The organism is Desulfotomaculum sp. 1211_IL3151, assembly GCF_036763075.1.
Lineage (GTDB): Bacteria > Bacillota > Desulfotomaculia > Desulfotomaculales > Desulfotomaculaceae > Desulfotomaculum.
This window is the reverse complement of the sequence record NZ_JBAIYV010000021.1, coordinates 72,043-85,460: the sequence shown is the minus strand read 5'-3', so window position 1 is coordinate 85,460 and position 13,418 is coordinate 72,043. Positions and strand designations below refer to the sequence as shown.

Here is a 13,418-nt window from a genome sequence, read left to right as displayed (position 1 = left end):
GACACATCCCCATCAACCATATAATGTTATTTATTCAAACTTATTCCTGAATACCTTGTTTGGATGTACTTGAAATTGTAAGAATGAGTGAGTAAATGAAAGAAAAACTTATTTCATTGAGGGAGGAATACAGAATGATAGGTGTAATAGTCAATGCATTAGCTGTTATCATAGGTAGCCTTATCGGTTTACTGTTTAAGAAAGGAATTTCTCAAAGATTTATCAATGCAGTTATGATTGGTATAGGATTATGTACAGTTTATATTGGAATATCAGGATCATTAAAGGGAGAAAACACTTTAATAATTATCATTTCTATCGTTATTGGCTCTATTATTGGAACATGGATAGATATTGATAAACGGTTGAATGACATTGGTAAATATATCGGAACCCGATTCAGAGCATCTTCTGGTGGCTCTGTTTCACTGGCAGAGGGCTTTGTTACAGGCAGTCTTTTGTTTTGTATCGGTGCAATGACAATTGTAGGTTCGCTAAATGCAGGACTAACGGGAGACAACCAGATGCTTTTTACTAAATCTGTACTTGATTTAATATCATCTACAATGTTATCTGTAAGTCTTGGTATAGGTGTATTATTTTCTGCCTCTTTCGTTCTAGTATTTCAAGGCTTAATTGTCTTACTGGCAAAGTTTTTACAACCTGTTCTAACAGCTTCCGCAGTTGCAGAAATCACTTGTGTAGGCTCACTAATGATTATTGCACTCGGGTTAAATATCATCGGTATTACCAAGATAAAGGTAGCAAATTATCTACCTGCAATTGTTTTTGCTCCTATTCTTTGTTGGGTATTGACATTGATATAGAATAGTGACAAGGAATGACAAATGGCAGAAGAGCCGGGATTTACAGCAATGGGTCTAAGTTTAGGAAGCATCGTACACCATACTAAAGGCTTAGGCAACTTACAGTTTACGCCAGGCAAGGCCAAAATTGAACGATATAAAAACGATGCTTGTTATTAACTATTATGTATAATATAACGCAATACATTAATACAATCCAAACCTAATTTATTGCGGAAGGAAAATATTATAAAGTTCATGGTTTGAGAAGAAGTTTTTTCCAAGTTGGAAAATGTTTGTTTTGGTATTGTAGTGGCAAGAGGTATCAACAACAAAGTCAAAAGTATGGAAATTGTAAAACTACTAGAAACTAGCATAAAGTCTATAGAAGAGAAATTTAAGGATACTAAAATAAAAGAGGCACCAGAAATAATACCATATAGGGAAGCTTTCAATAAACTTGGTATTAATCCAAATAAGTTCATGAGTTCAATTGAAGCAATGGCCTCACGAATTGAAAAAAGAGGGAGTTCAAAAACGATTATCCACAAGACTGAAACAAGCTAAATTTAGTGAAATTAAAACCCTAGAAGGTTTTGATTTCATCAGTATTCCTAAACTTCCCAAGACAAAGGTTATCTCCTTGGCAGAATGTAAATTTATCAAAGAACGTGAAAATATCATTTGTATCGGCCAATCTGGCACTGGGAAGTCGCATATTGCCACAGCCATTGGGATTACAGCCATTCAATTGGGATACCGGGTAAGATTCATAAAGGTTTACGACCTTATCCAAGAACTTTTAAAGGCTGAGAGCGAGTACCGCCTCCCTAGGTACCTAAAGATCTGGAATAAATATGATCTTGTAATACTAGATGAGCTGGGGTACATAAACCTTGGTACTGGCAGCCCCCTTCTATTCCAATTCTGCTCTGAGCGTTATGAACGGGGAAGCCTAATCATAACGACAAACTTAGATTTTTCACGTTGGGAGAAGGTGTTTGGGGATAACGCACTAACCATCGCTCTTTTAGATCGGTTAACGCACCATGCCCATGTACTTCCGTTTGAGGGTGAATCTTACCGCTTTAAAGAGAGCAAGGAAAAAATAAACCCGGATCTAAATCAATAAACCGCCTCGAGGGTGGTCAATTTTTGGTTGTCACGGTGGGCAACTTTTTGATTGACATTACTATTAAAGCACTATCTTCCAAAGAAGGTGCTGAGTATGGTGTTTATTGCGGTGCTAATGACTGGCATAATTAGTGGTTTGTTAGCTAAATGGCTATTTTAAATAAAGATTTGATCAGCTGTGCTACGAACTACTAAGCTCCCCAGAATGGGAAGTTTAGTAGGTTGAGTTTTGAAAAGCAGTATGATATATTATTTTACAGTTAAAGTGATTGGAGTTGAAAAGATGATTAATCTTTCTTGCTAATTTCCGAAGCATAATGAAAACATGGAGGCGGAAAATACCGTTTGTTTTATTGTGCTTATGCAAGAAAGATATTAATTCTTTTCGCTCAAAATAATGCTAATCTTTGTCATATCCAATATGGGTTTGACTTTGTTTCTCTGTATTTATGAGCTGCAAGAATTAACTTTCTTGCAGCTCATATTTTTTACGGGAGGATAAAATTATGTCTTTGATAAGTATTACAAACCTAACCTTTGGCTATGACGGCAGTTACGATAATGTTTTTGAGAACGTAAGTTTCCAAATAGATACTGATTGGAAGTTGGGATTTACAGGGAGAAATGGTAGGGGAAAAACAACTTTCCTCAATTTACTGCTTGGTAAATATGAATACAGTGGTAATATTGCTGCAAATGTCAGATTTGAATATTTTCCGTTTAATGTAGAAAACAAGGAATATAATACCATTGATGTAATCAGTGACATTTTACCTAATTATCTTCACTGGGAATTAGTGCGTGAACTTTCATTTCTGCAAGTTACTGAGGATGTTTTATATCGGTCCTTTGATTCATTGTCCTATGGAGAGCAAACGAAGGTTTTTCTTGCTGCTTTGTTTCTTAAAGAAAATAGTTTTCTCTTAATTGATGAACCAACCAATCACCTTGATATGAAGGCAAGAAAACTTGTAAGTGATTATCTCAATACTAAGAGTGGTTTTATTCTGGTATCTCACGACAGATCATTTCTTGACAATTGCGTTGACCATCTTCTTTCGATTAATAAAACTAATATAGAAATCCAAAAAGGAAATTTTTCTAGTTGGTGGGAAAATAGAAAAAGGCAGGATGCCTTCGAACTTACAGAGAACGAAAAACTTAAAAAGGACATTATACGCTTATCAGATTCTGCTAAAAGGACATGCGGATGGTCGAATGAAGTTGAAAAAAGTAAATATGGAACTAGAAATTCCGGTTCCAAGCTGGATAAGGGCTATATTGGCCACAAGTCTGCTAAAATGATGAAACGCTCAAAATCAATCGAAAAAAGGCAGCAATCCTCTATTGATGAAAAGTCCAAGCTTCTCAAAAACATTGAGAGATCTGATAGCTTGAAGATTTGTCAACTTAATTATCACAGTACCTGTCTTGCCGAACTTGAAAATGTTTCAATTTTTTACGGTGAGAAAATTGTTTGCAAGGATATAGGCTTTACCATTGATCAAGGTGATCGAATTGTGCTTTTAGGTAAAAACGGTTCTGGAAAATCCAGTATTATCAAACTCATATATGGTGAGGATATAAATTATACGGGCACTTTCAGAAAGGGAAGTCAGCTTAAAATATCCTATATTTCTCAGGATACCTCGCATCTTCAGGGCAATCTATCTGATTATGCTGTCACTAACGAGATTGATGAAAGCTTATTTAAAGCTATTTTAAGGAAACTTGATTTTTCCAGAGTTCAATTTGAAAAGGATATTTCATCTTTTAGCGGCGGACAAAAGAAGAAAGTGCTAATTGCAAAAAGTCTTTGCCAGAAAGTTCATTTGCATATTTGGGATGAACCACTTAATTTTATTGATGTTATTTCTCGCATGCAGATTGAAGAGCTACTGCTTGAATACTCACCGACTATTCTTTTTGTGGAGCATGACAGGGAGTTTTGCGAAAATATTGCCACAAAGGTCATTGAACTCTAATTGTGATTTGTTATGTTGTTGCTGGTTTAAAGATTGTTTCTTCATGGTTTTGACAGCGTTGAAAATGCAAAGGCTTATCTTGATAGCGAGATGTTCAAGAATGATGTGTTGTCGGGCTAAAGCCGCTATGGAGTGCCGACCCGGATGTAAAAATCTATAGCCTTGCTTAAGCAGTGTAACCACCACAACAAAAAAACCGTGACGGCCGAATATCTGTGCTTTATATAAGCAATAATGCCAAACGGTGGTTTTGAAATTTACAAGGATCTACCCCACCTTGTGTCGCCGGAATCCCTCACTTGTACAGAAGACTTTAATGCTAAGGCCGCTATCAGTTTTTCTGCGCACTATCTGTGCCCAGTGCGCTAGGTGGTATTCCGCAGCTATTTCTCTAGTATTCATATTCTGATACTCCAGTTCTACTTGATTTACTACTTGCGGTTTTTCAAGTTTTTCGTAGCCCAGTGTATCAGTTTTGTATGTGTGAATCTAGGTGACATCGGGTTTGTCGCTTACACTTATGATGATAGAATGGTGAGTTTTTTTAATCTCTCCCGGGTTAATTGGGGCACAAAAAACAGGTGTAAATTTGTTTCTGTCGAAATTTCTAATTTGCCTTCAATTACGAAAATTCTAATTATTAGGGGTTAAAATATTGGTTGATTACTTGGTTCACTCTAGCATAACAAACCTTAGAGCTCCTAGTAAGGTAGTTAATATAAAGGTGGCTGGCACAAGTTTTAAATTTTTGCTTACATCACTTATAAATGATGAGTTCAGGGAACTACAGAGGGGTATACCCTGTAACGCTGCTTCAGCAACCCTGGTTTTCATATCCTTTTATTTTGCCTTTAAAGGATTATGTGGATCCTTCATATATTTTAGAAAAGCTATTTAGGGATGATTAAAACAAAGAAAGAAGAAGCAGAAAAAGCTCTGCTACGTGCTAATAAAAATAAAACTATAGATACATCGCTATGCTGCTCCTGGTCGGAGAGACGGGGTCCACGTCAGTTTTTGTGCTTTGCAACTAGGCTGTTGTATCGGCAATAACAATAATTTATTCAAAGTCTATGTATACGTAACCATCTGTTTTATACTAAATTGCTTGATTAAACTCTTTAGCTCGTTAAGTTGGTAACGCAAGCAGGGCCTGACCCCCTTTGGGATAAACCGGATGTCCTGAAAGGCGGCCAGTTTATCCCAGTGCAAAACGAGGAGATTTCCGGTCGTGTAAAGTACAGATAATGCATCCGAAAGCAAACTCTCGGATCGATTGGTGGACGTCCGCCGTTCTTGTAGAGTGGAGCGATTTTCTCAAGCACAATCGAGTCATCTACATGATCGCTATAATCAATGAGTTCCGCATCAAAGCCGAGTGTGTTATAGTAGTGGTAGGGTAGCAGTTCAAGCTGCTAATCCATTAAAATGCACCTCGCGTTGTTGGTATTTGGGGAGTTTGGTCACTTCCATTTTACCATTTTCTACGCTAGTGCATTTTCTTTTTTTATCGAAAATTTTGGGCTTTTTGAACAGGCTCTTTTAGCAAAATCCACTGCAATACTCTATTTAACCCTTCCGTAGTAGCGCATAAATGCATTTTGACCATAAAAATCCGTTCAGTCGTGGTTAAGTAGAAAGATGTATCATTAAATCAAAAGTAGATGTTATTTGTATTAATGCTGATATTTTTGCTGCTATAATCAAGCTACAAACTGCATAAAGACAATTTTCATTGATAAAACAGGACAAAGGCAGCTATTTACAAATAATCTGATGTGATATTCAGAGGAAGATAATAGAAGGTTGATATGGTGAAAGAAGAAATAAATAAAAAACGATTATGGCTGTTGCTGTCCATCGTGGCTGTTTTGATTACGGTTCTTATTTGCATTCTCGCCTTTTCAAAGGTGGACATCTCAGCCAGGATCAAAACTAAGGGTGAAAGACGGAGGCACTATATCCGGCGGGGAAATAGCAGCCATCTTTGCAGACGGGTATGATACTCCAGCTGAGGTATACGTTGAAGGCGGCACGGTGACAACAATGTCTGGGAATACCGGGATTGACTTGAAGAATGGTGCGAAGCTGGTGGTTTCAAAAGGCCTCGTTGAGAACATCAAGATGATTGGCGGAAATGGCATTACAGTGGGGGATAATTCGCAAGTGAATGTTACCGGTGGGACGATTACGGGTACTCATACCGCCATACGTGCAACCTCGGCGGGGAGCCGTGTGTCCGCCTCGGGAGGAAAGATTAAAGGGCACCTGCAGAGCATTGCTTTTAAACAGGGCTGCACAATAGATGTAGGAGAAGGAGTTACGCTGGAGACAGATGTACATCCTGAGATAACCGGCAGTGAGACCGTTGCTCCAACAGCCGGAGAAAGCAATAATATATCACTTACCATTAAAGATTCATCCGGCAATGTGGCTGGTGCCCATGAGAGCCTTGACTATCCTATAATTATAACTGGCTACAACATAGTGCCTGATAGCTCCGGCGGGAATCTTGGCGGTACTGCACTTTCGGGTACATCAACCCTAGTAAATGTAAACTTTTTGAACGGCGCAGCAACTGTCCCCCTTAAATTGAATAACGCCGCAACCCAGAAGATTAGCTTTTACCCCTTAGGTGAAAGCCATAAATCTGCCGACTTATCAATTACACCCGCCCCTGCGCAAGCAAAGCGGATGATGGTAACAACCCAGCCTACGGGCTCTTCCGTAAATGGAGGCGTGTTAACAACCCAGCCCATTGTAAAAATACTTGACGAATATGGAAATACCGTTACATCAGATTATTCAACGATGGTAACGGCAAGCCTGCATGGTGGGCACGACTGTTTGTTGGCGGGCGGAACAACAGTTATGGCTGTCTCCGGTGTCGTTTCATTTTCAGATCTGGCTGCGTACAAACTAACACCGGGTGAAGTGACAACTGCCAGACTGCAGTTTACATCAGCTTCCCTGCCGGATACATACAGCAGTTTGTTTACAATAAGCGGCGATACAATTACGACAGGTATCATCGCCGGCAGGGTCAAGGACAGCAGTGATAATCCGGTTTCGGGGGCTAAAGTGAGCCTGACTGTGGACGCGGTTGAGTATTCCGCAACATCTGCTGCTGACGGCAGCTACAGTATCGCCGATGTGCCTGCCGGAACAGACTATACCGTGATGGCTAGCAAATCGGGCTACACCAGCGGAAGCACCGCAAACGTGAGCGTAACGGCAAATACAACTACATCAGGGGTGAATATAACCTTAACCTCTGACCTAGATGGCTGTCTGGTGACCTACCGAGGTGCGCAAAAGAGATATAATGCAGACACCGATACCTATGACATTCGTTTTATTGCCACTATTGATACCCTGAATGCAAAAGAAGTTGGATTTGTTTTCTCAAAATCCGAGCCAATACCAACCAGAGACAATGCAACTGTAAAAGCAACCACTACGGTGTATACTTCCATAACAGCGGCAGGTGTAACGGTAACCGCTGAAAGCCTGGGCGGAAAATATATTGTTGCTTATACCATTACTGGAATTCCGGAGAGTGATATTAATGTTCCGCTCTATGTGAGAGCCTTTTCCACTGTGGGTGCGGAAACAAAATATACAACAGCAGTGACAGTAACTGTAAACAGTTTGCCATAATGAAGGGAGCTAATGAAGTGAAAAAGCAATATGAGAAACCGGTGATGGAAATCACTGTATTCGAGCCGGAGGATATCATGTCAAGCGGTCTGATCAATGGTGGTGACGGCACCGGTGATGAAGGCGGCTGGGGCGAAATCGGTAAATAGAGTATTTGTAAAGCATAGACAGGCGGTAACATCCGCCTGTCTATGCTCCATTATCAAAGACTTGAAAGGAAGAATATCGAATTGAAGCATTACAAAATAGCAGATTTAACTGTGTCAATGGAAGGTTCCGGTAAAGCACTGCAAAGACGGATGGAACCGTATGCACTACCTGAGGACGGGAAAGCGGATATCACCACCATAAGCATCGACAGGGAAGAATGGACAGGGACAAGATGGAATATCCGCACCTGTCACCTGACGAATGGGAATACATTCAGACAGGCTATGCCTTTGCCTGTAAACTGCTGGTCTTCGGCGGATTCTGCCTGCATTCCCGGCAGTTTGACTAAATGGCAGGGCGGTTCTGTTTCCCGGCACCTGCGGTACGGGCAAGTCTACCCACACAGGTCTGTGGCAGCAGTATTTTGGTTCAGACCGAGCGGTTATCATCAATGACGACAAGCTAGCGCTCGGTTAGTAATTGTGATAAGACGGACAGCCTTTTAACTCTCCTGGATGCTCTGCTGCAAGTGATACCGGTAATCAAATGGACTGCAATACCATCCTTGATGCCGCGAAAACGGTTTACAATGAAATCTATCAATAGAGAATGGAAGGGGGGAATAAAAGGATGAAGATTAAAGCCGATTATTTAATGCGTGAGGTTGCCGGGAGCTGTGTGGTTGTACCCACGGGCAAGGCATCAGTTGATCTTTTAGGTATGATCACCTTAAACAGCACGGGAGTATTTCTATGGAAACAGCTTGCCGAAGATAAAAGTGAGCAGGAATTGCTTTGTGCCCTGATGGAGGAATACGATACGGATGAAGTAACCGCCAGCTCCGATATTTCAGAATTCATCAAAGATTGGAAGGCAGCTGATCTCCTTGAATAAAAGAGTAGCTATGGCAGAGCTTTTTCCTTTGATGGCGGAGATACTGGATAACGCAGGAGAAGTAACGTTTCAGGTAACCGGAAACAGTATGCTGCCCCTGCTGCAGCACCGAAGGGATAAGGTGTGCCTCGTAAAACTGCAGGATGGGAGTTTGCGTAAATACGACATTCCCTTGTTTGTACGTCAGGATGGAAAATATATTCTGCACCGATTGTGGCAGTAAAAGCAGATGGCTATGTCGTCATCGGGGATAATCAGTGCGCAAAGGTGGATCTTGAATAGCTTCATATTCTCGGTCATTACTCTCAGGTTTAATATCATACTCTAGGCGTAATATTCGAACGTATCTTCTAATGCTGTTTTCTGCAAGCACCAGTCTGTATTTATCCTTCAGCCAGTCATAAATCTGGGCTGCCGTTATCTCCTTGTAATTCCTCAGCCATGATAAAATCAGTTCTTTGTGCTGTTCAAGACTGGATTTCTTAGCCGGTTCGAGAATGGTCTCTTGAAATTCATTCGATGTCATGTCCCAGTATTTCTTTACGGTCCTACGATGAATCTCTAGAACTTTAAGCCGTTTTTCGTTGTGAGAACCCCTCGCTTTTCATAGTTTGAATTTCGCTATACATAAGTCACCTCTTAGTCATTTTAAGCCTCCCATAATATTACTTTTTTGGATATTCACCAAAAAGATATTACCATGGTAAAGCTATACTTTTTACCATAAATGACTTATTTTAGTGGCACACTTTTCATTGGCGAAATTGGTATACTTTATTTTAGCGTTTACAGATGTTCCTCATGATACGTTTGATTTTAGAAAAACCCGATAGTCTTTATAGGTATTTGAGTAACTCCTTTTAGCATTCTGCATTAAATGACATTCAAAGTATTAGCATGGATCGGAAGGTAGTGTTTTTAGTTGGTGAATATTCACCTAAGCATATCAACAATTTGAACTTAGAAAACGATTACCATTTTTAGGCCGAAACAATTCTCCAAACGCTGCACCACCTAAAATCAGCACGGCCCCGGCTATTTGCAGAGGACTTAACATTTCTCCTAAAATTGCAGCTGAAAAAATTAATGCAGAAAGTGGTTCCAAATAGCCGCAGATGGATACGGTCTGCACGGGTAGTTCGCCAATGGAAGAAAAATATAAATAGCAGCCAATGCCGGTATTCACAACCCCTAATATCAGTATAGGTATCAGATTTCCCTGCATCATGTTGACTGAAAATCCTTGTTTCAAGCCTATGAAAATCCCAACCGTTATAAAGCTCGTAAATAACTGGCACATGGAATTTTCAAGTCCGGTTATGCTTACGGCCTTTTTGTTGAAAACCACCATAAGGGCATACATAATTGCCGATAATATTCCGCAAATCAATCCCCAGGAAGTTCTTCCCTGTGACAAAGCTTGCCAGTTTACACAAAGCATCCCAATCATGACAGCAAGAAATCCAAGTAGTTTAGCACTTGTCATCTTTTCCCTGAATAGAATCGGGGAAAGCATCATGACAATCACTGGACCGCAATAGTAGGCAAGGGTGGCAATGCTTACACCGATTTCCGTATAGGCTTCAAATAAAAATAGCCAGCTTGCACCCATTGCTGCACCGGAAATTACTAAATACAGAAAGTGTGATTTGTTTTCCCAAAAGTGTACTTTTTGCTTAGATAATGCAAATACCAAAATCAGAAACAAGCTACCAATGAAAGTCCGTAAAAAAACGATTTCATAACTGTTTAAATAAATGTAACTTGCAACAATTCCGTTGGAGCCAAACAGGAGCAATGCAGCTATGTATTTGAAATATGCTTTTTTAATTTTAATCACCATCTCGTTTCCGAATTTTACAGTTGAATCACAGTTGGCATGTGCTTTGTATAGGTTAGAAAGTTATTGATGATCTGCTTTGTTTTGGCCTTCATATACCCGGTTGTAGTCCCATTGCTACATAACCACCTTTCGCCTTTCCAAACTTGAATTTTTAATGGTATGAGTATATCATGTTCCTATGCATTACAAAAACGAATGTTCTTCATGGCATATATGATAAAATCGGATGCAAAAGGAAAATGATATGAATATCCAAAAATACATGGCATTTGTCAAAGCAGTAGAATATGGGAGCTTTACAAAAGCTGCTGAAGCATTGAACTATACACAGTCTGGTATCAGTCGTATGATTAGCGATTTAGAGAGGGAATGGGGTGTTTTCCTTCTTGAACGAGGGCGTGCCGGTATCAGTTTAACCTCGGATGGCTTAAAGTTACTGCCCCAATTAAAGCGAATCTGCAATGAGCATGAAATCTTAATGACGCGGATCGAAGAGTTACACGATATGCAGTCTGGAATGATTCGTATAGGGACATTTTCCAGCGTGGCAACCCATTGGCTCCCTAACATGATTAAGGTTTTTCAGAAAGACTACCCAAAGATTGATTTTGAATTGCTGCTTGGGGATTATACCGAAATTGAAAGCTGGATTTTAGAAGGGCGTGTTGATTTTGGATTTTTACGGCTTCCGACAAAAGCAAAACTTGAAACGATCTTTTTGGAGCGAGACCGTTTGCTGGTAGTGATTCCGCAAGATCATCCCCTTGCTAATTGCGACAAGTTTCCAATCAAAGAATTATTGAACAGTCCGTTTATGCTGCTGGAAAAGGGTGCAAAAGCGGAGGTCTCCGAAATTTTTGAGAAACACCATCTTTCACCGCAAGTTCGTTTTACAACATGGGATGACTATGCCATTATGTCAATGGTAGAAAACGGTCTTGGAATCAGTATATTACCCGAATTGATTTTAGAACGTATTCCCTATCAAATTATAGCGAAGGAGCTTGAGGTTCCTTCTTTTAGAAATATTGGTGTCGCTATGAGGGAGCAAAAATTGCTTTCCCTTGCGGCTAAGCGATTTTTAGAGTATTTACAATATAGAAAAAGGTAGTGAAAAAGTATTTTGGTGGGTTTCAAAACGATTTATTTGTCCAATTCGTAGTTATCGTATATCCATGAAGTAAAAAACACACGAAAGTGACCTCTTTTTATCGGTCCACTGGGTGTGTTTTTTTATGATTAGCAAACACACCCTGGCAGATGCTATTCTTGATCGAATAGTTATGATTCATAACTGCAAAATCCATCATACACCAACCAATAATTAAATTGGTTGGTCTCAAAAAAGTAAAATTGGTGGTTGAGTTGGGGGAATAATCCTTGTATGATAAAATTGGATCAATCCAATGGGGTGATTTGGTATGAAGGTAACCCTTGACAGGGAAAGTGCGGTGCCGGTTTATTGGCAAATCTTTGAACAGATCCGGGGTCAGATTTTAGCGGGGGAGATGGTGCCTGGTTATCGGCTGCCTCCGGAAAGGAAGTTGGCCGAGAGGCTGGGTGTCAATCGAACGACGGTCTTAAATGCTTATCGGGAGTTAAAGGCCGAGGGTTTGGTGGGCTCTCAGGTGGGAAAGGGGACAGTGGTACTGGCTTACCCAGAGGAGGAACTGGATTTAAGCCACTACCCGGAGGAGCCAGCTTGGAATCAGATTTTCAGCCAGTATTCCCAGCGCTTTGAATCCTATATGGTCAAGGATCTGCTGACCCTGGCCAGTAGAAAGGATGTTATCTCCTTTGCCACTGGCATTGCTTCTCCAGAAACTGGTCCTATGCAAGCCTTAGCTGGGATCGAAGAGGAAATCGTCGCTAAGAAGAATTACCGGGCTTTACTGCATACACCCACCGAAGGCTTCACCTCACTGAGGGAGGCTGTGTGCGGTTTGATGCACCAACGGGGGGTATATTGCCAGCGAGAAGAGGTCATGCTGCTTTCCGGCTCCCAGCAGGGTATTGAATTGGCTGCCAGGATCTTTCTGGACCCCGGCGATATTGTGGTTGTAGAAGAACCTTCCTTTTTTCCCGCCATCCAGGCCTTTCGCTCCATTGGCGCAAGGGTCATTGGCATTCCTATTGATGAGCAGGGGATGAGGGTGGATGAACTGGAACAACTGCTGCTGAGGTATCGACCCAAGTTGATCTACACCATGCCAACCTTTCATAATCCTTCGGGCACAGAAATGGAGCTGGAACGCAGAAAGCAGCTGATGGAAGTGGCCAATAAATATGGGGTTCTCCTGCTTGAGGATGATGCCTACGGGGACCTTTGCTACGAGGGGCACCAGTATCCGCTGTTGAAGTCGATGGATCGCAATGGCTATGTGATTTATCTGAGCACCTTTTCCAAGAACCTCTACTCGGGCTTGCGCTTGGGTTGGCTGGTGGCCAATAAAAAGGTGGTTCAAAAATTTTCCGCAGCCAAACAGCTCATTGATTTACACTCCAACAGCCTATCCCAGTGGATTGTTGAAAGGTTTATCGTGAATGGTTCCCTGGAAACACATATTCCGAAGGTTTGTGAGGAGTATCGGGCCAGAAGGGATGCCATGTGTCAGGCCCTGTCCCAGTATGCCCCGGCCAATGTGCGCTGGAATAAACCAAGGGGCGGCTACTACATCTGGTGTAAGCTCCCGGATGGGGTATCGGCAGCCAAGCTGCTTTTAAAGGCCGCCGAGTATAAGGTGGTCTTTGTGCCGGGCACGCCCTTCTTTACCGCCGGCCAGGGTGATGATTATATCCGATTGAATTTTACCTTTGCTCCCTTCGCGGATATCCCTGAGGGGATTAAAAGATTATGTCTGGCTATGAAGGATTTAATGGCTGCCAGGGATGACCAGGAGAGCAGCCTGGATATAGAAATTAATCCCATTGTGTAATTTGGAGGTA

The 13,418-nt window shown here is 41.1% G+C and carries 13 protein-coding genes; 12 read left to right on the top strand and 1 reads right to left on the bottom strand.

Annotated elements, in window-relative coordinates:
- Positions 1-134: 134 nt before the first annotated feature.
- From V6C11_RS03695 to V6C11_RS03650, 10 genes are all read left to right on the top strand, one after another.
- Entirely contained in the window at positions 135-827 is a 693-nt protein-coding gene (locus V6C11_RS03695) for a DUF554 domain-containing protein (protein ID WP_333529730.1), read from the top strand.
- A gap of 21 nt (positions 828-848) precedes the next feature.
- On the top strand, positions 849-986 hold the full coding sequence (locus V6C11_RS03690) for a hypothetical protein (RefSeq protein ID WP_333529729.1): 138 nt from the start codon (positions 849-851) through the stop codon (positions 984-986).
- 105 nt (positions 987-1,091) lie between these two features.
- Positions 1,092-1,373, top strand: a complete 282-nt coding sequence (locus V6C11_RS03685; protein ID WP_333529728.1) for a hypothetical protein — start codon at positions 1,092-1,094, stop codon at positions 1,371-1,373.
- Complete coding sequence (gene istB / locus V6C11_RS03680) at positions 1,321-1,938, top strand: IS21-like element helper ATPase IstB (RefSeq protein WP_333529727.1); 618 nt, start codon at positions 1,321-1,323, stop codon at positions 1,936-1,938. The genes V6C11_RS03685 and istB overlap by 53 nt, the downstream gene beginning before the upstream one ends.
- A gap of 508 nt (positions 1,939-2,446) precedes the next feature.
- Positions 2,447-3,925, top strand: a complete 1,479-nt coding sequence (locus V6C11_RS03675) for an Lsa family ABC-F type ribosomal protection protein (RefSeq protein WP_333529726.1) — start codon at positions 2,447-2,449, stop codon at positions 3,923-3,925.
- A gap of 1,941 nt (positions 3,926-5,866) precedes the next feature.
- Positions 5,867-7,585 (top strand): carboxypeptidase-like regulatory domain-containing protein, encoded by a 1,719-nt coding sequence (locus tag V6C11_RS03670; RefSeq protein WP_333529725.1) that lies wholly within the window; start codon positions 5,867-5,869, stop codon positions 7,583-7,585.
- Positions 7,586-7,602: 17 nt separating this feature from the next.
- Positions 7,603-7,734: a hypothetical protein gene (locus tag V6C11_RS03665; protein ID WP_333529724.1), complete on the top strand. Its 132-nt coding sequence runs from the start codon at positions 7,603-7,605 to the stop codon at positions 7,732-7,734.
- An 81-nt stretch (positions 7,735-7,815) separates the two neighbouring features.
- A complete protein-coding gene (locus V6C11_RS03660; protein WP_333529723.1) occupies positions 7,816-8,190 on the top strand; it encodes a hypothetical protein in 375 nt (124 codons plus the stop codon).
- Between the two features lie 175 nt (positions 8,191-8,365).
- Positions 8,366-8,629, top strand: coding sequence for a PqqD family protein (locus V6C11_RS03655; RefSeq protein ID WP_333529722.1), 264 nt, complete (start codon positions 8,366-8,368; stop codon positions 8,627-8,629).
- Positions 8,622-8,852, top strand: a complete 231-nt coding sequence (locus V6C11_RS03650) for a S24/S26 family peptidase (RefSeq protein WP_333529721.1) — start codon at positions 8,622-8,624, stop codon at positions 8,850-8,852. Before V6C11_RS03655 ends, V6C11_RS03650 begins: the two co-directional genes overlap by 8 nt.
- 723 nt (positions 8,853-9,575) lie before the next feature.
- On the opposite strand, the gene V6C11_RS03645 is transcribed toward V6C11_RS03650, so the two are convergent.
- Positions 9,576-10,460 (bottom strand): DMT family transporter, encoded by an 885-nt coding sequence (locus tag V6C11_RS03645; RefSeq protein WP_442886024.1) that lies wholly within the window; start codon positions 10,458-10,460, stop codon positions 9,576-9,578.
- Between the two features lie 238 nt (positions 10,461-10,698).
- Between V6C11_RS03645 and V6C11_RS03640 the strand changes: the two genes are divergently transcribed.
- Both V6C11_RS03640 and pdxR read left to right on the top strand, forming a co-directional pair.
- Positions 10,699-11,583: a LysR family transcriptional regulator gene (locus V6C11_RS03640; RefSeq protein ID WP_333529719.1), complete on the top strand. Its 885-nt coding sequence runs from the start codon at positions 10,699-10,701 to the stop codon at positions 11,581-11,583.
- Positions 11,584-11,893: 310 nt separating this feature from the next.
- Positions 11,894-13,408, top strand: coding sequence for a MocR-like pyridoxine biosynthesis transcription factor PdxR (gene pdxR / locus V6C11_RS03635; protein ID WP_333529718.1), 1,515 nt, complete (start codon positions 11,894-11,896; stop codon positions 13,406-13,408).
- Positions 13,409-13,418: the final 10 nt, after the last annotated feature.